This is a genomic window from Streptomyces sp. NPDC054863, from assembly GCF_053610825.1.
On the sequence record NZ_JBSGZD010000014.1, the window covers coordinates 18,656 to 38,387 of the forward strand.

At 72.1% G+C, this 19,732-nt stretch carries 19 protein-coding genes; 10 read left to right on the top strand and 9 right to left on the bottom strand.

Going from position 1 to position 19,732, the window contains the following annotated elements; all coding sequences use genetic code 11:
- Positions 1-37 precede the first annotated feature (37 nt).
- The 3 genes from ACWGIG_RS05035 to ACWGIG_RS05045 all read left to right on the top strand — a co-directional run bounded on the left by ACWGIG_RS05035 (position 38) and on the right by ACWGIG_RS05045 (position 3,233).
- Positions 38-1,393 carry an MFS transporter gene (locus tag ACWGIG_RS05035; protein WP_453320121.1) on the top strand — a complete coding sequence of 452 codons (1,356 nt, stop codon included), beginning with the start codon at positions 38-40 and terminating at the stop codon, positions 1,391-1,393.
- A 244-nt stretch (positions 1,394-1,637) separates the two neighbouring features.
- Entirely contained in the window at positions 1,638-2,249 is a 612-nt protein-coding gene (locus tag ACWGIG_RS05040) for a hypothetical protein (protein ID WP_453320122.1), read from the top strand.
- 231 nt (positions 2,250-2,480) lie between these two features.
- Positions 2,481-3,233: a 3-keto-5-aminohexanoate cleavage protein gene (locus ACWGIG_RS05045; RefSeq protein WP_453320157.1), complete on the top strand. Its 753-nt coding sequence runs from the start codon at positions 2,481-2,483 to the stop codon at positions 3,231-3,233.
- A gap of 151 nt (positions 3,234-3,384) precedes the next feature.
- Here the strand turns inward: ACWGIG_RS05045 and soxR are convergent, their stop codons facing one another.
- Positions 3,385-3,846 (bottom strand): redox-sensitive transcriptional activator SoxR, encoded by a 462-nt coding sequence (gene soxR / locus ACWGIG_RS05050; protein ID WP_453320123.1) that lies wholly within the window; start codon positions 3,844-3,846, stop codon positions 3,385-3,387.
- 143 nt (positions 3,847-3,989) lie between these two features.
- Here soxR and ACWGIG_RS05055 point away from each other — a divergent pair, with 143 nt between their 5' ends.
- On the top strand, positions 3,990-4,451 hold the full coding sequence (locus ACWGIG_RS05055) for a MaoC family dehydratase (RefSeq protein ID WP_453320124.1): 462 nt from the start codon (positions 3,990-3,992) through the stop codon (positions 4,449-4,451).
- 3 nt (positions 4,452-4,454) lie between these two features.
- On the opposite strand, the gene ACWGIG_RS05060 is transcribed toward ACWGIG_RS05055, so the two are convergent.
- The 3 genes from ACWGIG_RS05060 to ACWGIG_RS05070 all read right to left on the bottom strand — a co-directional run bounded on the left by ACWGIG_RS05060 (position 4,455) and on the right by ACWGIG_RS05070 (position 6,683).
- Entirely contained in the window at positions 4,455-5,099 is a 645-nt protein-coding gene (locus tag ACWGIG_RS05060; RefSeq protein WP_453320125.1) for a TetR/AcrR family transcriptional regulator, read from the bottom strand.
- An 84-nt stretch (positions 5,100-5,183) separates the two neighbouring features.
- On the bottom strand, positions 5,184-5,471 hold the full coding sequence (locus tag ACWGIG_RS05065; protein WP_453320126.1) for a YiaA/YiaB family inner membrane protein: 288 nt from the start codon (positions 5,469-5,471) through the stop codon (positions 5,184-5,186).
- A gap of 60 nt (positions 5,472-5,531) precedes the next feature.
- Complete coding sequence (locus ACWGIG_RS05070; RefSeq protein WP_453320158.1) at positions 5,532-6,683, bottom strand: acyl-CoA dehydrogenase family protein; 1,152 nt, start codon at positions 6,681-6,683, stop codon at positions 5,532-5,534.
- Between the two features lie 86 nt (positions 6,684-6,769).
- Between ACWGIG_RS05070 and ACWGIG_RS05075 the strand changes: the two genes are divergently transcribed.
- Genes ACWGIG_RS05075 through ACWGIG_RS05085 form a run of 3 tightly spaced genes read left to right on the top strand, consistent with a single transcriptional unit; the run spans position 6,770 to position 9,323 of the window.
- Positions 6,770-7,468, top strand: coding sequence for a TetR/AcrR family transcriptional regulator (locus ACWGIG_RS05075; RefSeq protein ID WP_453320127.1), 699 nt, complete (start codon positions 6,770-6,772; stop codon positions 7,466-7,468).
- A 14-nt stretch (positions 7,469-7,482) separates the two neighbouring features.
- Positions 7,483-8,235: an ArsR/SmtB family transcription factor gene (locus tag ACWGIG_RS05080; RefSeq protein WP_453320128.1), complete on the top strand. Its 753-nt coding sequence runs from the start codon at positions 7,483-7,485 to the stop codon at positions 8,233-8,235.
- 32 nt (positions 8,236-8,267) lie between these two features.
- The gene (locus tag ACWGIG_RS05085; protein ID WP_453320129.1) at positions 8,268-9,323 is read left to right on the top strand and encodes a DMT family transporter; all 1,056 of its coding nucleotides are present in this window, start codon (positions 8,268-8,270) and stop codon (positions 9,321-9,323) included.
- Here ACWGIG_RS05085 and ACWGIG_RS05090 read toward each other — a convergent pair.
- From ACWGIG_RS05090 to ACWGIG_RS05105, 4 genes are all read right to left on the bottom strand, one after another.
- Positions 9,320-10,399 carry a Zn-dependent alcohol dehydrogenase gene (locus tag ACWGIG_RS05090; RefSeq protein ID WP_453320130.1) on the bottom strand — a complete coding sequence of 360 codons (1,080 nt, stop codon included), beginning with the start codon at positions 10,397-10,399 and terminating at the stop codon, positions 9,320-9,322. The two genes, ACWGIG_RS05085 and ACWGIG_RS05090, sit on opposite strands and share 4 nt — an antisense overlap.
- A gap of 252 nt (positions 10,400-10,651) precedes the next feature.
- Positions 10,652-12,046, bottom strand: coding sequence for an aldehyde dehydrogenase family protein (locus tag ACWGIG_RS05095; RefSeq protein ID WP_453320159.1), 1,395 nt, complete (start codon positions 12,044-12,046; stop codon positions 10,652-10,654).
- A gap of 79 nt (positions 12,047-12,125) precedes the next feature.
- On the bottom strand, positions 12,126-14,360 hold the full coding sequence (locus tag ACWGIG_RS05100; RefSeq protein ID WP_453320160.1) for a molybdopterin-dependent oxidoreductase: 2,235 nt from the start codon (positions 14,358-14,360) through the stop codon (positions 12,126-12,128).
- Positions 14,361-14,882: 522 nt separating this feature from the next.
- Positions 14,883-15,473, bottom strand: coding sequence for a TetR family transcriptional regulator (locus tag ACWGIG_RS05105; protein WP_453320161.1), 591 nt, complete (start codon positions 15,471-15,473; stop codon positions 14,883-14,885).
- Between the two features lie 237 nt (positions 15,474-15,710).
- Between ACWGIG_RS05105 and hmgA the strand changes: the two genes are divergently transcribed.
- Genes hmgA through ACWGIG_RS05120 form a run of 3 tightly spaced genes read left to right on the top strand, consistent with a single transcriptional unit; the run spans position 15,711 to position 19,093 of the window.
- On the top strand, positions 15,711-17,048 hold the full coding sequence (gene hmgA / locus ACWGIG_RS05110; RefSeq protein WP_453320131.1) for a homogentisate 1,2-dioxygenase: 1,338 nt from the start codon (positions 15,711-15,713) through the stop codon (positions 17,046-17,048).
- Between the two features lie 28 nt (positions 17,049-17,076).
- A complete protein-coding gene (locus tag ACWGIG_RS05115; RefSeq protein WP_453320132.1) occupies positions 17,077-17,826 on the top strand; it encodes a GntR family transcriptional regulator in 750 nt (249 codons plus the stop codon).
- Positions 17,827-17,875: 49 nt separating this feature from the next.
- Positions 17,876-19,093, top strand: coding sequence for a type ISP restriction/modification enzyme (locus ACWGIG_RS05120; protein ID WP_453320133.1), 1,218 nt, complete (start codon positions 17,876-17,878; stop codon positions 19,091-19,093).
- A 104-nt stretch (positions 19,094-19,197) separates the two neighbouring features.
- Here the strand turns inward: ACWGIG_RS05120 and ACWGIG_RS05125 are convergent, their stop codons facing one another.
- Positions 19,198-19,476, bottom strand: coding sequence for a hypothetical protein (locus tag ACWGIG_RS05125; protein WP_453320134.1), 279 nt, complete (start codon positions 19,474-19,476; stop codon positions 19,198-19,200).
- Positions 19,477-19,732: the final 256 nt, after the last annotated feature.

Sequence of the window (19,732 nt, forward strand, 5' to 3'; positions counted from 1 at the left end):
TTGACTGCCCCCTACACCGACCGAGACCCTGCCGGTCGTGAACGACGAACCACGCACCACGAAGACAGCGACATCGGCCGCCGAACCCGACGATGCCACCGCCACCGACTCCGGTGCGCCCTCCGGGAGCCCGGAGAGTCTGCGCCGGGTGGCGGTGGCCAGTTTCATCGGCACCGCCATCGAGTTCTACGACTTCTACATCTACGGGACGGCGGCGGCGCTCGTCCTCAACGAGGCGTTCTTCCCGAACCTCACCCCGCTCAACGCGACGCTCGCGTCCTTCTCCACATACGCCGTCGCCTTCGCCGCCCGTCCCCTCGGCTCGGTGATCTTCGGTCACTTCGGCGACCGGGTCGGCCGGAAGTCCGTCCTGGTCGTCTCGCTGCTGCTGATGGGGCTCTCGACGGCCCTGGTGGGTCTGCTGCCCGGGTACGACAGCTGGGGCATCTGGGCGCCGCTGCTGCTGGTCCTGCTGCGCTTCCTCCAGGGCATCGGGCTCGGTGGCGAGTGGGGCGGGGCGGCGCTGCTCGCGGTGGAGCACGCGCCGCGCGGCCGGCGCGGCCTCTATGCGGCGTTCCCGCAACTCGGCCCATCCATCGGCTTCTTCGCGGCGACCGGCATCTTCTGGCTGCTGTCGGGGGTGCTGGACGACGCCGCTTTCAAGAGCTGGGGGTGGCGGATTCCGTTCCTGCTGTCGTTCCTGCTGGTCGCGGTGGGTCTTTTCGTACGGCTGAAGATCAGCGAGACGCCGGTGTTCCAGCGGGTGATGGAGAAGCAGGAGGCCAGCAGGGTCCCCACGCTGGAGGTCTTCCGGAAGTTCCCGCGCGAGCTGCTGCTCGGCGCGGGCGGCATGATCGTCGCGTACGGGCTGTTCTACACGGCGACGACGTACTGCCTGTCGTACGCGACGACGACGCTCGGGGTGCCCCGCAACACCATGCTCGGACTGTCCATGGTGGCCTGCCTGTTCCTGGCGGCGGGGACCTGGATCGCGGCGACGCGCTCCGACGCGGGCGGCCGGCGCAAGCTGATCCTGGTCGGTTGCGGGCTGGCGGTGGTGTGGGGGCTCGTCATCTTCCCGCTGCTGGACACCGGGCAGCCGGTGCTGATCGCGCTGGCGCTGGGCGGGGCGCTGTTCTGCATGGGGGTCGTGTACGGGCCGATGGGCGCGTACCTGCCGGAGCTGTTCGGGGCACGGGTGCGCTACTCGGGCGCGTCCCTGGCGTACAACCTGGGCGGGGTGCTCGGCGGTGCGGTCGCGCCGCTGGTGGCGACGCGGCTCCAGGCGGGCTTCGGTTCGGCGTCGGTCGGCTGGTACGTGAGCGCGATGGCGGTCGTCTCGCTGCTGTGCGTGCTGGCGCTGCCGGAGACGCGGGAGCGGGAGCTGGGCTGAGGCGCCGGAGGCTGCCGACGGTGGGAGGTCCGGGGAAGGTGAACGCCGCTCGCCCTTCCCCGCTCTCCACACGTTCGAGTGAGGCGTTCGAGCCGTGGAGTGGCATGGAGAGTCGGGAGCGTTTCATGCGAATCGGGACCAATTGATCCCTGATGGGGCCCATCGGATTTTCGATGGAGCCGAAATGGGCACTCGTACGTCCATTCATCGACGCCGAAGTACCAGCGACGGAGGTGGCAGTGCGATGGCCGGTTTTCGGAGTCTCGCGAGACAGGTACGTGATCCGAGGTGTGATCTTGCGCTGCGGCGGTATTCGCTGCGCAAGTGTCTGGAGAGGTTCGCCCCTTACGGGCACAGGGCGACCTGGGACCATCTGTGCACCCGGCACGGGTTCGGTCAGGAGGACCGGGCGCCCGATCCGGTGCGGCTGGTGGCCGCGCTGGAGGAACTGGAGGAGGCGCGGGCCGTCTGGCTCGCGTACGAGGTGGAGTTCGCACAGCGCCGCAAGCGCGAGAAGCACGACGGGCTGCGGCGGCCGGGCTCCTTCGACGACTGGCACCGGCGGACCTGGGGCGGTTTCGGGGTCGCGTGGTGCGACGATCCGGCGGTCCACCCGTCGGCGCCGATGGCCGGCGTGCTGCGCGGGCTGATCTCCGCCCTGGAGTCGGAGCCCGGCACGCACTGCCCGGTGTGTGCCTCGGAGCGGATCGTCTGGAAGCAGGACATGGTCCACGAGCCGTGGTTCGGGCCGGTCTGCACGGGATGCGGAATTCTGGTGCCGCAGCCCGTCCTGACGCCCGGGGCGCTGGCGGAGGCCAAGCGGATACGGCGCCGGGAACTGGCGTCCGTGGCGTGAGCGCGTGGGGCGCGGCGGAATTCCCCTCCCCGTGGCGCCGCGCCCCCCGTGTCAGCCGCACGTCCCGTGCGCACGCCCCCTGACCCACGTCCCCTGCGCATGCCCCCCGTGCGCGTACCTCGTGCAATCGCGGCAGGGGCGCTCGGGATTTTCCCGCAACAACCGTGCGAATGCCCGGTGCATGGCTGATTGTCAGTGGTGGGTGCCACCATCGAATACATGGTCGAGCCCTTGATTCAGGTCTGTGTGAACGGTCAGCGTGGTCCAGGTGACAGTGCGGCGGTTCCGGTGTCGCCCGGTGCGATGGCCGCGTCGGCCGCAGCCGCGGTCGCGGCAGGTGCCACGGAAGTGCATGTACACCCCAAGTCCCCCTGCGGGGACGACACGTTGTCACCGGGCGTGCTCGCTGCGACCCTCACGGCGATACGGGGCGCGGTGGACGTGCCCGTCGGGGTGACGACCGGTGCCTGGACCGAGCCCGAACCACGAAGGCGCATCGAGCGCATCGCCTCCTGGACGGTGCTGCCCGACCACGCCTCGGTGAACTGGCACGAGCCGGGCGCGGAGGAGGTCGCCGGGGCGCTGCTCGCGCGCGGTGTCGCCGTGGAGTCCGGCCTGTGGTCCGGCACGCAGGGGGTGGACCGCTTCCTGTGTTCCCCGCTGGCGTCCAGATCCCTGCGGGTGCTGGTGGAGGTGACCGATCCCGATCCGCTCACCGCCGAGGACTCGGCGCTCCAGTTCCTGGCGGACCTCGCGCGCCGGGGCGCGGTGGGGTCCAGGGGGGACGTGCGCGGGGCCCCGATGCTGCTGCACGGCGAGGACGGCGGCGCCTGGCCGGTGCTCGCGCTGGCCCGCCGCCTGGGTCTTGCCACCCGGATCGGCCTGGAGGACACGCTGCTGCTCCCGGACGGCCGCCCCGCCGGGTCGAACGCCCAACTGGTGAGCGCCGCCAAGGACATTCGCTGGCCGGTGGAGGTGGCGTGAGCACCTGGGTGGCGACTCCCGCACCGTGCGGCCCTACAGCCCGGCGGGGGGCTGCGGATCCGCAGCGCGGCGAGGCGTGGATCCGTATCGGGGCGGATCCGGATCAGCGTGGACCCGGATCAGCGTGGACCCGTGCCAGGGTGGATCCGGATCAGGTCTTCTTCTCGCCCATCAGGCGGGAACCGCTGATCATGTCGCCGATGACGTCGTCCGGGTTGGAGAGCACGCAGGTCTCCAGGGACAGGCAGCCGCAGCCGATGCAGTCGGTGAGGTGGTCACGCAGACGCCCCAACTGCTTGATGCGGGCGTCGAGTTCGGAGCGCCAGTTCTCGGAGAGCCGGGCCCAGTCCTCACGGGTCGGGGTGCGCTCGTCCGGCAGTTCGGACAGTGCGTCGCGGATGGTGGCGAGCGGGATGCCGACACGCTGTGCGGCGCGGACGAAAGCGACCCTGCGCAATGCGTCGCGCTCGTACCGGCGTTGGTTGCCTGAGGTGCGGCGGCTGCTGATCAGGCCCTTGGACTCGTAGAAGTGCAGGGCGGAGACGGCGGCACCGCTGCGCGCGGACAGCTGACCGACGGTGAGCTCGTGGATCTTCTCTGGAATCTGCGGCACCCCGTGAAGCCTAGTGGGCGTCCGTTGACAGGAACAGCCGGGCCCAACCATGCTGAGCAAGCGCTTAGACAAGTGATGTGAACCGTGATGCGAACAGTGCTTTTGGCAGTATCCAAACAGGTTTGAGCAGAGGGAGCAGAGGAATGGCCGAGCCGAGGATCTTCACGTCCGCCGAGGAGCTGCGCGCCGGGATCGGCGAACAGCTGGGGCACAGCGAGTGGCTGGAGGTCGACCAGAAGCGGATCGACCTGTTCGCCGACGCGACCGGTGACCACCAGTGGATTCACGTCGACCCGGAGCGGGCGGCCCGGGGGCCGTTCGGGAAGACGATCGCGCACGGCTATCTGACGCTGTCGCTGCTGCCGACGTTCGTACCGCAGGTGCTGCGGGTCGAGGGCATGAAGATGGGCATCAACTACGGGACGGGCAAGGTCCGTTTCCCCGCGCCGGTGCCGGTGGGCTCGCGGCTGCGGGCCACGGCCGTGCTGACGGACGTCACCGAGGCGGGCGGCGGTGTGCAGGTCACGGCGAAGGTGACGGTGGAGATCGAGGGCGGCGAGAAGCCGGTGTGCGTGGCGGAGTCGATCTCCCGCTACTTCTTCTGAGCGCTACGGCCCGGCCACGACCATCCGCAGCACGAGGTCGGCGTAGAGTGCGCCGACCTCGTCGGGGGTGCGCCTGCCCTCCACGTTGAACCAGCGGGCCACGTCGATGCAGAGCGACAGCACGGCGAGCGTGGTGCCGGGGATGTCGGGGACGTCGAACTCCCCGGCCTCCACGCCGTCGTTGATGATGCGCCGCACCGCCGCGTCGCTCCTGCGGCGCAGCTCGACGATCTCCGCGCGGTGCTCGTCGCCGAGCGCGTCCAGCTCGTACTGGACGACGCGCGCCGTGGTGTGGTGCGCCGCGTGCCACCGCACGAAGGTGACGACGGCGTCCGCGAGGCGCTCGGCGGCGCTGCCGTCGCCGTCGGCGGCGCTCTCCAGGATGCGCAGGGCCTTGTCGTGGCCGATGCGGCTGATCCGGTGGAGCAGCTCTTCCTTGGTCTTGTAGTGGATGTAGAGCGCGGCCGGACTCATGCCGGCCCGGCCCGCGATGTCACGGGTGGTGGTGGCGTGGTAGCCGCGCTCGGCAAAGGCTCCGACGGCGGCGACGAGCAGCCTCCTGGCCGCTTCCGGGGCGACTTCCGCCCAGGCGGACGCCTCGTTCGAGCCGCCTTCGGGCGTTTCCGCCGTGTCCTGCGCCGTGCTCATCCGCTCGACCTTCCGTCCGTATCGCGCGCCGTTCTGGCAGGACGGACACCATACCCCGGACCTCTGAGCAAGCGCTTAGCCGCGTCAGAGCTTCGTGAAGGGGTCGTGCTCGGCGAGCATCTTCTCCAGGCGCGCCTGGTCGACCCGGCTGACGATCTGCCCGGCCTCCTGCTTGTCCCGGATCACCTTGGCGAGGGTGAAGCAGGAAGTGGTGAGGTAGAGGACGCCGACGGCGAGGAAGGCGCGCACCCAGCCGCTGGCGTCGAGGTAGAAGATGCCGATGGCGGTGGCGGACAGCGCGACGGCGAAGGAGGCGATGGCCTGACCGTAGTAGGCCCCGGTGTTCTGCTGCTTGACCTGTGTGTCGCTCATGGGCCCAGAGTGACCCGCGTCACGGGGGCGCACCATCCGCTCTCGTACTCAGGAACGTACTCAGAAGGCCGAAACCCCGGTCAGCGCACGGCCGATGACGAGCTTCTGGATCTGGCTGGTGCCCTCGTAGAGGGTCATCACGCGGGCGTCGCGCAGCAGCTTTCCCGCCGGGTACTCGTCGATGTAGCCGTAGCCGCCGTACACCTGGAGGGCGTTGTTCGCGGCGCGCACGGCGGCCTCGGAGGCGAAGAGCTTGGCCTTGGACGCCTCGGTCACGAAGGGCTCGCCGCGGTCGATCAGATCGGCGACGCGCCAGGTGAGGAGGCGGGCGGCGTCGACGTCGACCGCGATGTCGGTGATCAGTTCCTGTACGAGCTGGTGGTGGGCGATCGTCCTGCCGAACTGCTCGCGCTCGCCCGCGTAGGAGAGGGCCGCGTCGAGCGCGGCCTGGGCGATGCCGACGCAGCCCGCGGCGACCGACATGCGGCCCTTGGCGAGGGCGGACATGGCGACGGAGAAGCCCTTGCCCTCGGGGGCCAGCATGGCGGAGGCGGGGACGCGGACGTCCTGGAGGACGAGCTCCGCGGTGGCCTGGCCGCGCAGGCCGAGCTTGCCGTGGAGGGTGCGGCGGGTGAGGCCGGGGGTGTCCGTGGGGACGAGGAAGGCGGAGACACCCTTGTGGCCGGGGGCGTCGGTGGAGCGGGCGAAGAGGAGGACGACGTCCGCCCAGGTGCCGTTGGTGATGAACATCTTGGTGCCGCTGATGACGTACTCGTCGCCTTCCCTGACGGCCCGGGTGACCAGGTTCCCGGCGTCGGAGCCGGTGCCCGGCTCGGTCAGGCCGAAGCAGCCGATGGCCTCGCCGGAGGTGAGGCGGGGCAGCCACTGCCGCTTCTGCTCCTCGTTCCCCCAGGCGGCGATCGTCTTGGCGACCAGGCCCAGCGATACGGAGACGATGCCGCGCACCGAGGAGTCGCCGCGGCCGAGTTCCTCGGTGACGAGGCAGTAGGCGAGGTGGTCGCCGCCGGAGCCGCCGTACTCCTCGGGGATCGTCAGGCCGAGGAAGCCGAGTGCGCCCAGCTTCTTCACTATCGACCTGTCGACGTTCTCGGCGCGGTCCCATGCGACGGCGTGCGGGGCGATCTCGCGGGCGACGAAGTCCACCGCGAGCTGCCGGACGGCACGCTGCTCCTCGCTGAGTTCCAGGTTCACGGACACCCACCCGCTTCCTCGGCGCTGTTTCCCCAACGCTTAATTAGCACTGCTAGTTTCTTACTGGCAGGCCTACTATGTGCCGCATGGCCCGACCGCGCAAGCCCTTGTTGAGCAGAGACCGCATCGTCGAGACGGCGAGCGCGCTCGTGGACTCCGAGGGCCTCGAAGCGGTCTCCACACGGCGGCTCGCTGCCGAACTCGGGGTGAGCGGGCCCTCCCTCTACAACCACTTCCGCAACAAGGACGAGATTCTGGAGGCGGTCGCGGACGCGGTGTCGGCCAAGGTCGACCTGTCGATGTTCGCCGAGGGCGACCCGCGGGACTGGCGGGTGGCGCTGCACGACTGGGCGCTCTCGTACCGTTCGGCACTGACCGAACACCCGCACATCGTCCCCGTGCTGGCGCGCGGCCCGGGGCGCCGGCCGGCCGGGCTGAAGGTGGCGGACGCGGTGTTCGGCTCGATGGTGCGGGCCGGATGGCCGCCCGCCCAGGCGACGTACATCGGCGCACTCATGCGGTACTTCATCACCGGCTCCGCACTCGGCTCCTTCGCGCGCGGTTTCGTGGACGACGAGGCGGCCTACGACCCGGCGGACTATCCGCACCTCGGGCAGGCGCATCTGCTCGCGGACCGGCAGGAGAAGGTGGACGAGGGGGCGTTCGAGACGGGGCTGCGGGCCCTGGTGGACGGGCTCGGCTGCCAGTACGAGGCGGGGAACTACGGGACGGGGAGTCGCGGGACACCTCGCGAAACAGTTCGGTCGGCACCGAAGCATTCCTAGGGCATTCTGGGAGGATGTCGCCCTCCTCCGGCTCCGCAGCCGTCTCCGCCGACACCGCGGTCGTCTTCAGTACGCCCGGACTCAGGCTGGCCAACTTCGCCTCCCTGCTCGCCGACGAGACCAGGGCCGTCTTCCTGCTGTCCCTCCTCGACGGCCGCGCCTGGACCGCGAGCGAGCTCGCCCGGCAGGCGGGCGTCGCCGCCTCCACCGCCAGCGAGCACCTGAGCAGGCTCGTCTCGGCGGGGCTGCTCGCCGAGGAGCGGCAGGGCAGGCACCGGTACGTACGCCTGGCGGACGCGTCCGCCGCACAGTTCGTCGAGTCGGTCGCCGCGTACGCGCTCCCCGGCCGCGACAACCCGCACACGCTGCGCGCCTCCAGCGCCAGCTCCGCCATGGCGCGGGGCCGCACCTGCTACGACCACCTGGCGGGGCGCCTCGGCATCGCGATCACGGATGCGATGGAGCGGCGCGGGCTGCTGCTGACGGGCAGCGGCTTCGCACTCACGGACGAGGGCCTGGACTGGTTCGGCGGGCTCGGCATCCAACTGCTCAAGGCGAAGGGGCGCCGCCCGATGGTGAGTTCGTGCCTGGACTGGACCGAGCGCAAGCGCCATCTGGCGGGCATCGCGGGCGCGGAACTCTGCCGTCACGCCCTGGCGGAGAAGTGGTGCGCACGGATCGGGAGCGAGCGGGCGGTGAAGGTGACGGCGGCGGGCGAGCGGGCCTTCGCCGATCTGCTCGGCATCGACGCATCAATACTTCGGTGACGGCCGAAGTGTTGATGACCTAGCATCGCGGCATGAGCACCCCCTCCTCTCCCACGGGCCGTTCCGAGCCCCTCGCACTGGCCGCCGCCGGTGTCACCGTCGTGCTGTGGGCCTCGGCCTTCGTGTCGATCCGCAGCGCGGGCGAGTCGTACGCGCCGGGCGCGCTGGCGCTGGGCAGGCTGCTGTCCGGCTCGCTCGTCCTGGTGGCGCTGCTGCTGATACGCCGCGAGGGCCTGCCGCCGCGCGCCGCCTGGCCGGGCATCATCGCCTCCGGGCTGCTGTGGTTCGGGGCGTACGCGGTCGCGCTCAACTGGGGTGAGCAGCTCGTCGACGCGGGCACCGCGTCCCTGGTGGTGAACGTGGCGCCGATCCTGATGGCGCTGCTCGCCGGCCGGTTCCTCGGCGAGGGCCTGCCGCCCCGGCTGCTGGCGGGGATGGTGGTCTCGTTCGCGGGTGCGGCGATCGTGGGCATCTCGATGTCGGGCGGCGGCGGAACGTCACTGCTCGGCGTGGGCCTGTGCCTGGTGGCGGCCGTGACGTACGCGATCGGCGTGGTCGCGCAGAAGCCCGCGCTGGGGCACGCGACGCCGCTCCAGGCGACCGCGTACGGCTGCCTGATCGGTGCGGTGGCCTGCCTGCCGTTCGCCGGACAGCTGGTCAGGGACGTGGCCCACGCCCCGCTCTCCGCCACCCTCAACATGGTCTACCTGGGCGTCTTCCCGACCGCCCTGGCCTTCACCACCTGGGCGTACGCGCTGAAGCGCACGACGGCCGGGAAGATGGGCGCGACCACCTACGCGGTGCCCGCGCTCGTCGTCCTGATGTCGTGGCTGCTGCTGGACGAGGTACCGGGGTGGATCACGCTGCTCGGCGGGCTGGTGTGCCTGGCGGGAGTGGCGGTCTCGCGGTCGCGAGCGCGGCGGGCGGCGGTTCCGGCGGCCGAGGGCGCGGCTGGGGGCGCAGCGGGGGGCTCGGCGGGAGCGGTTGCAGGAACGGTGACAGGGGTGGTGGCAGGGGTGGTGGCCGAATCCGCCGCCGCCCCGGCCACTGACCCCGTCGGCTCCGGGACCGACGCCGAGAAGGTCTAGAAGACCACCAGTGCCCGGCCGCCCCTGCCCGCGAGCATGTTGTCGAAGGCGGCCGGGATGCCGTCCAGGGTGATGCGTTCGGTGACCATGGAGGCCAGGTCGAGGCGGCCCGCCCGGATGTGTGCGGCGAGGACCGGAAGGTCGCGGGCCGGGTCGCTGTTGCCGTACACGCAGCCGGTGAGGGTGCGGCCCCAGTGGAAGATCTCCAGGGCGTTGAAGGTGACCTGCTGGTCCTTGCCGCCGATGCCGACGACCGTGGTGCGGCCTCCCCTTCGGGTGGATTCCCAGGCGGTACGGATGGTGGCGGCGCGGCCCACGCACTCGACGGCGACGTCCGCGCCGTGGCCGCCGGTGAGCTTGCGGACCTCCTTGGCGGTGGTGTCGGAGGCGACGAGGTAGTCGGTGGCTCCGGCGGCACGGGCCAGTTCCTCCTTGGCCGGGGAGATATCGACGGCGATGATCTGGGCCGCTCCGGCGATGCGGGCCGACTGGAGGGCGGCGAGTCCGACGCCGCCGACGCCGTACACGACGACGGTCTCTCCCTCGCGGACGCGGGCGCTGTGATGGACGGCGCCGTATCCGGTGAGGACGGCGCAGCCGAGGAGGGCCGCGTCGGTGAGCGGGATGCCGGGCGGGGCGGGGAGCACGCACTTCGCGGCGACGACGGTCTCTTCGGCGAAGGCGGCGACGTTGAGGCCGGGGTGGAGGTCGGTGCCGTCGGCCGTACGGGCGTAGAGGTCGCCGGCGCCGGTGAGGGCGTCGGCGCACAGCCATACCTCGCCGAGCTCGCAGGCGTGGCAACTGCCGCAGGAAGGCGCCCAGTTGAGGACGACGTCGTCGCCGGGGGCGAGGTGGGTGATGCCCTCGCCGACGGCGGTGATCGTACCGGCGCCCTCGTGGCCGAGAACGGCCGGGACGGGCACGCCCATGGTGCCGTTGGTGAGGGAGAGGTCGGAGTGGCAGACACCGGCGGCGGCGAGGCGGATGCGGACCTGGCCGGGGGCAGGGGCGGGGAGGTCGATGTCGGTGACTTCGAGGGGGGTGTGGGGTGCTCGGAGTATCGCGGCGCGGGTCATGGGGCGGGCTCCTGAGTATGGGAGGGGCGGTGTCGGGGGGTGGGCGGTCGCGGAGGGGGTGCGCTCCGCGTGGGGGCCGCCCCCTTGCCCACCGTCCCGCCCCCAGGGGGCGGCCCCGCCGCCCAAGGGGGCTCGGGGGCTGAGGGGGCTCGGGGGCTGAGGGGGCAGGCTTTTTAGGGGCGCGGGGAACTGCGCGGCCGGCCACGACGCACCCGCACGTACAGACCGACCCGCCCCACCCCGCCCCTCGGGTCAGAACTGGAGGGACTTCGTGTGGAGGTACTCCGCAAGCCCGTGCGGCCCCAGCTCGCGCCCCACCCCCGACTGCTTGTACCCCCCGAAAGGCGCCAGCGGATTGAAGCGGCCTCCGTTGATGTCGACCTGCCCCGCGTCCATGCCCCGGGCGAAGGCGCTCGCCGTCTCCGGGTCCGCCGCCCAGACCGCGCCCGCGAGCCCGTAGACCGTGCCGTTGGCGATGCGCAGGGCATCCGCCTCGTCCTCGTACCGGAGGATCGAGAGGACCGGGCCGAAGATCTCTTCCTGGGCGATGGTCATGTCCGGGGTGACGTCGGCGAAGACGGTCGGTGAGACGTAGTAGCCCTTGTCGAGGGGTGCTTCGGGGCCGCCCGCGACGAGGCGGGCGCCCTCCTCGACGCCCTTCTCGATGTAGCCCCGTACCCGCGCCTGCTGCTTGGCGTTGACCAGCGGGCCGACCCGGTCGCCCGGCACGTACTTGGCCACCGCGTCCGCGGCCAGCGACACCGCCTCGTCGTAGCTGTCGCGGTGGACCAGCATGCGGGTCCAGGCGCTGCACGTCTGGCCGGAGTTGGCCATGACGTTGGCCACGCCCACATGCACCGCCTTCGCGAGATCCGCGCCCGGCAGGATGACGTTCGCCGACTTGCCGCCCAGTTCCAGGGCGACCCGCTTGATCGCCGCGCCCGCGAGCGCGCCGATCTGCCGGCCGACGGCGGTCGAGCCCGTGAAGGACACCAGGTCGACGCCCGGGTGCTCGGCGAGTGCCTGGCCCGCGACCGGTCCCAGGCCGGTGACCAGGTTGAACACACCGGCGGGCAGGCCGGCTTCGTGCACCACGTCGGCGAAGAGCTGCGCGGTCAGCGGGGTGTCCTCGGCGGGCTTGAGGACGACCGTGCAGCCCGCCGCGAGCGCGGGGGCCACCTTGGCGACGATCTGGTGCAGCGGGTAGTTCCAGGGCGTGATCGCCCCGACGACGCCGACGGGCTCGGAGTGGACGGTGGAGTTGCCGATCCTCTCCTCGAAGGCGTACGTCGCGGCCAGTTCGGCGTACGAACCGGCGACCAGGACCGGCAAGCCCGCGTGCACGGCCCGGGCGAGGGCGGGCGGTGCGCCCAGCTCGGCCGTGACCGTTTCCGCGATCCGGTCCTGGCGGGCGGCCAGGCCGTCCCGCAACGCGCCGATCAGCGCGGCCCGTTCTGCCTGCGGGGTGGCCGCCCAGCCGGGGAACGCGGCCCGGGCGGCGCTCACCGCGGCGTCCACGTCGGCCGCCGTACCGGCCGGGACGTGCCCGATGACCTGCTCGTCCGCCGGATTCACCACGGCGATCGTGTCCTGGCCGTCGGCGGGCCGCCATGCGCCGCCGATGTACATGCCCCGCTGCGCCTGCACCGTCATCGAGTACCTCCACCGGTCCGGTCCGTCAGTTGCTTCCGCGACTCACATTCTTCCGCAGCCCAAACTAGCGGTGTTAGTTTTTCGGCGCCACCGTCACCTCGAACCCGTTCAGCACCGACGTTCCCGAGAGCGGGTCCAGCAGGGAGCCGTCCAGGAGCTGGTTGACGTTGCTGCCGGGACGCAGGGCCGCCACCGACATGCGGGTTCCCGGGCGGTCGTGGCCCCAGCCGTGCGGGAGGCTCACCACTCCGGCGCGTACCGTGCCGGTGATTTCCGCCGGGGCCTCCACCTCGCCGCCCGTGCCCCGGATCCGTACCGTCGCGCCGTCCGCCACTCCCAGGCGCTGCGCGTCCAGCGGGTGGATCTGGAGCGTGCAGCGATTGGAACCGCGGTTCAGGGCGGGCACGTTGTGCATCCAGCTGTTGTTGGAGCGCAGGTGCCGGCGCCCGACCAGGACCAGCGTGCCCTCCTCGCGCCGCTTGCCCAGGGCCCTGCGCAGCCGGGGCAGGTCGGCGGCGAGGGGGGCGGGGAGCAGTTCGACGCGTCCGCTGCGGGTCCTGAGGACCTGGCCGAGGCGGGGTTTCAGCGGGCCGAGGTCGATGCCGTGCGGGGCGGCGGCGACCTTGGCCAGGGTCAGGCCCTCGTAGGGGCCGAGGCGGAGCATCAGGTCGAGGCGGCGTTCGGGCCCTGTGCTGCCGGTGAGTTCCGCCTTGAGCTGCGCCGCCCGTGCCTCCGGGAGGCCCGATTTCGCGAGCGTACGGTCGATGACCAGGTCGTCGACCACCGCCGGGTCGGCGCCGTGCATGCCGCCGACGGCGAGGATCAGCCGGGCGTGGATCTCGCACTCGTCCATCAGACCGGAGCCGGATTGCGGGGGCACCGCCGCCGGTGTGTAGCGGACCTGGTCGTGGACCGCGAAGCCGTTGAACGCGAAGTCGAAGTGCGCGCTGCGGGAGGGCGGTGGCGGCGGCAGGATCACGTCCGCGTGGCGGGACGTCTCGTTGAGGTAGGGGTCCACGGCGACCATGAAGTCGAGGCCGTCCGCGAGCGCCCGGTCGAGGCGGTCGCCGTCCGGGGCCGAGAGCACCGGGTTGGCCGCGATGGTGATCAGGGCGCGGATCCGGCCGTCCCCCGGCGTCGCGATCTCCTCGGCGAGTGCGGCGAGCGGCAGTTCGCCCTTGGCCTCGGGGTGGCCGCCCACCCGGCTGCGCCACCTGCCGAGGTCAAATCCCTTGCCGGGAGCGGGAGTTCGGGGCTTCGGGGCGGTCGCGGAGAGCGGGAAGAGGACGCCGCCCGGCCGGTCCAGGTTCCCGGTGAGTACGTTGAGTACGTCGACGAGCCAGTTGGCCAGCGTGCCGAACTCGACCGTGGAGCTGCCCACCCGCCCGTACACGGCCGCCGTGGGGGCGGCGGCCAGCTCGCGTGCCACCAGGCGGATCTCCTCGGCGGGCACGTCGCTCATCGCGGCGACCGCGTCCGGCGTGAAATCGGCGACGGCGGCGGCGACCTCCTCCACCCCTTCCACCTCTCGCGCCAGCTCTCCCAGGTCGACCAGCTTCTCCTCGAAGAGGACGTGGGCGAGGGCGGCGAGGAGTGCGGCGTCCGCGCCGGGGCGGATCGCGAGGTGCCGGTCGGCGAGCTTCGCGGTGCGGGTGCGGCGCGGATCGACGACGGTGAGCGTGCCGCCGCGCGCCTTCAGCGCCTTGAGCCTGCCGGGGAAGTCGGGTGCGGTGCACAGACTCCCGTTGGATTCCAGGGGGTTGGCGCCGAGCAGGAGGAGGTGGTCGGTGCGGTCCAGGTCCGGGACGGGGATGGCGAAGGGGTCGCCGAAGAGCAGCCCGCTGGAGACGTGCTTGGGCATCTGGTCGAGCGTGCTGGCGGTGAACAGGCTGCGGGTCTTCAGGGTGGACAGCAGTACGGGCGGGTAGAGGGCGCCCGCCATGGTGTGCACGTTGGGGTTGCCGAGTACGACGCCGACCGCGTTGCCTCCGTGGTTCGCGACGAGGGCGGGCACACGGGCGGCGATGAGGTCGAAGGCCTCGTCCCAACTGGCCTCCCTCAGCTCCCCGTTCGTACGGACGAGGGGCCTCCTCAGCCGGTCGGGGTCGCCGTCCAGCTCACCGAAGGCGGCGCCCTTGGGGCAGATGAAGCCCCGGCTGAAGACGTCTTCGGCGTCACCGCGCGCACCGGTGACGCGGGTGCCCTCGATGGTGAGGGTGAGTCCGCAGGTGGCCTCGCAGAGGGGGCAGATGCGGAGGGCGGTACGGGGAGACGTACGGAGAACCGGGCCAGAGGCCCGGTCGGGCACCGGGTCGAAGGCCGGGCCGGACGCCGGGTCGAGGGCCGGTTCAGTGGCCGGACCTGCGGCGTGCTCCGTCGCGGTCGCGGGACCGGCGGGCGCGGTGCGGGCACTGCGGGACACGGGGGCCTCCCTGGCTTCGGCGACGGGGTGAGCATACCGACCGGTTGGGACGGTGGGAATGGGCAGAGACCGGGTCTGGGCGTGACTGCGGGAACGGACGGGCGGCGGGCCGGCGCAAGGCCGCAGGAAGGCACGGGCAGCGAGCCGGGACGGACCGCAGGAAGGCACGGGCAGCAGGCCGGGACGGGCAGCGGGCCGGGACCAGGACGCGGGAAGGGACAGGCCGCAGGAAGGGACAGGCCGCAGGAAGGCACGGGCAGCGGGCCGAGACGGGCCACAGGCCGGGACCAGGCCGTGGGAAGGGACGGGCCGCAGGAAGGGACCAGGCCGCGGGAAGGGACAGGCAGCAGGCCGGGACAAGGCCGCGGGAAGGGACGGGCGCCGGGTCCGTGCGCCCACCCGCGGATGTCAGTCCAGTACCCGCGCCAGATAGGCCCGCAGCAGCTCCCGCGCCTCCTGCACCACCTCGGGGTCGCCCGACGGGTCGCTGCGGAAGGCGAGTTGGAGGACCGCGTCCGCCGCCTCCACCGCGACCAGGAAGGTGCGGCGCAGCGCCTCGTCCGGGGTGCGGCCGAGGTGTGCGGAGAGGAGTCCGGTCAGCCGGTCGGCGACCCGGTGGTTGGATTCGTCGGCCGGGCGGCCCACCGGTATCTGCATGCCGAAGTCGACGAGCGTGAAGCCGGGCACGCCGCGGCGCATCGCCAGGTACTCGTCGAGGACGACGTCGATCGCACCCCGCCAGTCGGCGCTCGCGAGTGCGCCGACCCCGGCGCCGACCCGCTGCGCGTAGTGGTCGAGGTTGCGCAGGGCGAGGGCGTCGGCCATGGCGCGTTTGTTGCCGAAGAAGCGGTAGACGGACCCGATCGGCACTCCGGCGCGCGCGGCGACCGCGCGGGTGCTCAGTTCCTCGTACCCCACCTCGTCGAGGAGGGCGGCGCACGCGTCGAGTATCCGGGTGAGCCGCTCCGCGCTGCGCTGCTGCACGGGGGCCCGGCGCAGGGCGGTGGCCGGGGCAGCAGCGGGAGGACCTGCGGCGTCGACCGCCGGGACGCCGAGGGACGCGGCGTCGGCCACCGCCGGGACGTCGGGCTCGTATCCGTGGGTCACGGGCCCATCATGCCGCCCACGCGTTTCGGCCCGTCCCTTTGCCCACCGTTGACGTTCCGGGCGCGCAATCCTACTGTCACGCATAGGATTCCTCATGCGAGCCCTTATTTCACCGACCGGGAGTGGACGATGAGCGGCAACGGCACGGACCGATACGTCGAAGCGGCACGGAAGGCCGCGGAGGGCCTGGCGTACTCCTCGGGCTTCGGCAACGCACACAGTTCGGAGGCTGTTCCCGGCGCGCTCCCCGATGGCCGGAACTCGCCGCAGCGCGCCCCGCTGGGCCTGTACGCGGAGCAGCTGAGCGGCAGCGCCTTCACCGAGCCCCGCGCGCACAACCACCGCTCCTGGCTCTACCGGATCCGCCCCTCCGCCGCGCACCCGCCGTTCTCCCGCGTCGACAACGGCAGCATCCGGAGCGCCCCCTTCGCCGAGACCGTCCCCGACCCCAACCGGCTGCGGTGGAACCCGCTCCCCGACCCCGCCCCCGGCACCGACTTCCTGGCCGGCCTGTGGACGCTCGGCGGCAACGGCGACGCCACCCAGCGCACCGGCATGGCGATCCACCTCTACCACGCCAACTCCCCCATGCGGGAAAGGGTGTTCAGCGACTCGGACGGCGAGCTGCTGATCGTTCCCGAGCACGGCGGGCTGCTGCTGCGTACCGAGTTCGGCCTGCTGCGCGCCGAGCCGGGCGAGGTGGCCCTGATCCCGCGCGGCATCCGCTTCCGCGTGGAGCTGCTCGACGCCACCGCCCGGGGGTACGTCTGCGAGAACTACGGCGCCCCCTTCCAGCTCCCCGACCTCGGCCCGATCGGCGCCAACGGCCTTGCCAACGCACGGGACTTCCGCGCCCCGGTCGCCGCGTACGAGGAGGTCGAGGGCCCGGTCGAGGTGATCAACAAGTTCTGCGGCAACCTCTGGTCGGCCGTCTACGACCACTCCCCGCTCGACGTCGTCGCCTGGCACGGCAACCACGTCCCGTACGTCTACGACCTGCACCGCTTCAATGTCATCGGGTCCATCTCGTACGACCACCCGGACCCGTCGATCTTCACGGTCCTGACCTCGCCGAGCGACACCCCGGGCCTGGCGGGCGTGGACTTCGTCGTCTTCGCGCCGCGCTGGCTGGTCGGCGAGGACACGTTCCGGCCGCCGTACTTCCACCGGAACGTGATGAGCGAGTACATGGGCCTCATCGAGGGCGCGTACGACGCCAAGGCGGAGGGCTTCGTGCCGGGCGGCGGCTCCCTGCACAACATGATGTCGGCGCACGGTCCCGACCGGGAGACCTTCGACCGGGCGAGCGCGGCCGAGCTCAAGCCGCAGAAGATCGACGACGGTCTGGCGTTCATGTTCGAGACGCGCTGGCCGGTGACGGCGACCGAGCAGGCCGCCGGGGCCGAACACCTTCAGTCCTCGTACGACGACGTGTGGCAGGGTCTTCAGCGACACTTCCGCCCGTAATCGCACGCAGGACCGACGGAGACCCGCCGTGACCGCCTTCGCCCCCGACTCCCTCGTCCTGAACCGGAAGCTCCCGCTCTGGTACCAGGTCTCCCAGTCGCTGCGCGCCTCGATACTGGGCCGCACCCCGGACGCCTCGCTGCGGCTGCCCACCGAGGAGCAGCTCGCCGCGCACTACGGGGTCAGCGTCCTGACGATGCGCCAGGCGCTCAAGGAGCTGGAGGCGGAGGGCCTGATCAGCAGGCACCGGCGGCGGGGGACGTTCATCGAGCCGGGGGCCAGGCGGGGCGCCCCGCGCCGTCTCCTCGGCTCGATCGACGCGATCGTGGCCCAGCAGTCGGGCGAGCCGACCACACTGCTCGGCCACGGCCCGGTGCCGGTCCCCGGCGAGCTGGCCGAGTACTTCCCGGACGTGGCCGAGGTGATGACGTACCGGCGGCTGCGGCACGACGCGGAGAGCGGCGAGCCCACCAACTGGGCACAGAACGCGGTACGTCCGGAGATCGCCGACCGCGTCAAGGCCGACGACCTGGAGCGCTGGCCGATGACGAAGGTGCTGCGCGACGTCGTCGGCGTACGCATCAGCCGCATCACCGACACCATCGAGGCCACGCTGGCCGACCCGGAGACGGCCGGCCTGCTGAACGTCCCGCTGCTGTCGCCGATCCTGCACTACACGGGCGTGACGTACGACGTGGAGGGCCGGGTCGTGGACGTGGCACGGATCCGCTACCGGGGCGACCGGTTCTCCTTCACCGTGACGGTCGAGGCGAACTGATCCTCGGGGCGGGCCCGCGGATCGGCCGTCGCCGCGCGCACCGCCTACGATGCGGGGCGTGAGCGAGATGGCCGATACGCCGCAGACCCTGCTGCTGGACGACCTCATGCCGTGGTCCGTGGCCCCGCTGCGCCTGGGGCGCGGCTGGGTGACGGGCCCCGATCCCGCTTCCCTGCGGGCGCGCTGGGACGCGGTGATACGGGCCGCCGCGGCGGACCGTGACGCACTCTTCGGCCCGACCCGCCTCCGTACGCCCGCCACCTCGGTCGCCGCGCTGCCCGGTCAGCGGACCGCCACGACGCGGTTCGCCGCCGAGTCGGGGCGCTGTCCGGAACCGGTGCGCATCCTGCACGGCCCGTTCGACGAACAGTGGCTGATTCCCGATCACCGGCTCATCGACGCGGCCCGCCCCGAGCTGTGGCGGGTGCTCGACTCCACCCACCAGGTCTTCGCCGTCGAGCAGGGGTACGTTCCGGGGGCGCGGGGCCCCGCCCTGCTCGCCACCGCGCTGCTGCCCGACGGCCGCTCCCCCGCGGGCCGTCCCGGCCGCATCCGGCCCCTGTACCGCAGGCCCGACGGCCGCGAGCCCAACCTGACGCCGGGCCTGACGGACTTCCTGAGCGGACACTACGGCTGCGCGGTCGCCCCGCAGGACGTGCTCGCCTGGGCCCTGGCCGCCGCCCGGCCTTCGGCGCGGGGCGCCGCGGCGCCGCTGCCCCGGGACGCCGCGGTGTGGGCGGCCGGAGTGGAGCGGGGCCACCGGCTGCGCGCACTCCAACTGCGCGGCGCGCACGGCGCCGAGCGCCCGCGCCTGCCGGGCGGGCAGCGCCCCTACGTGCGGGCGACGCTCCCGCCGCGGCCCGACTCGATCTCGTACGACCGTGGGGAATCGGCCCTGCTGCTCGGCTCCACGGGGCGGATCTCGCCGGTGCCCGGGGCGGCGTGGGAGTTCGAGGTGGGCGGGGTGCGGATCCTGGAGCGGTGGTTCGAGGAGCGGGCCGCCGCCGCGCCCGCGGGCACCCTGGAGGCGATCCGGCCGGGGGCGTGGCCGCAGGAGTGGTCCTCGGAGCTGCTGGAGCTGGTGACGGTGCTGACGCTGTACGCGCAACTGACGGACGGGCAGCGCGAGTTGGACGTGGACGGGCAGCTCACCCGGGCGGAACTCACCGCGGCGGGCGTCCTGCCCGTACCGGTGGCGGCGCGGCGGCCCGCGTCGGTCCTCGACCACCACGAGGAGGGGCCGGGAGGCCAGTTCGCCCTGCTCTAGATCAGCTGTGCCGGGGCAGCCAAAAGCCGCCCCCCTGCCCCGGGAATGACGGATGGATGGGCAGTTGAGCGGCCTCTGCTTGTGCGTGCGGGATCAGCCGCCGGTCAGCCTCGGCGGCTGCCGAGCAACGACCTGCGCAGCCGCCTGAGCGGCGCGAACAGCGAGACGCGCGAGATCCGCGTGCCCCTGCTGGTGTTGCGTGTGCGCGGCACCTCGCGCGAGGTCAGTTCACGCATCAGCATCGTGGCCTCGGCCGTCTCGCGCTGCGGGACGGCAGGGCCGCCGAGCACCGAGAGATGGCGGTCGAGCCGCGAGCTGGTCGCACTGCTCCCGCATGTGATGGCAGGCACCCGGGGCCTGCTGCGCACCGTTATCTGTTCCATGTCACTCCCCACCCGTACGAGGGCACCCGTCACCGGGCAGGTTAACCCTATCTCCCCGTCGTGACACCCGTGTATCCCGCCCACGGGATTCATCACAGGGGTATCGGTGTTGACGGACCGTAATTGTTCAAGGGGGCGGCAGGAGGGCGGAGTTGAGCTAGCTTGGAGTGGTTTCGACCATGATGCCGCTCTGCTGCGGATCGGGGGGTCTGTCCTGTGAGTGAAGTACCGGGCGAAGACAGGGTGGTGGCGGGCC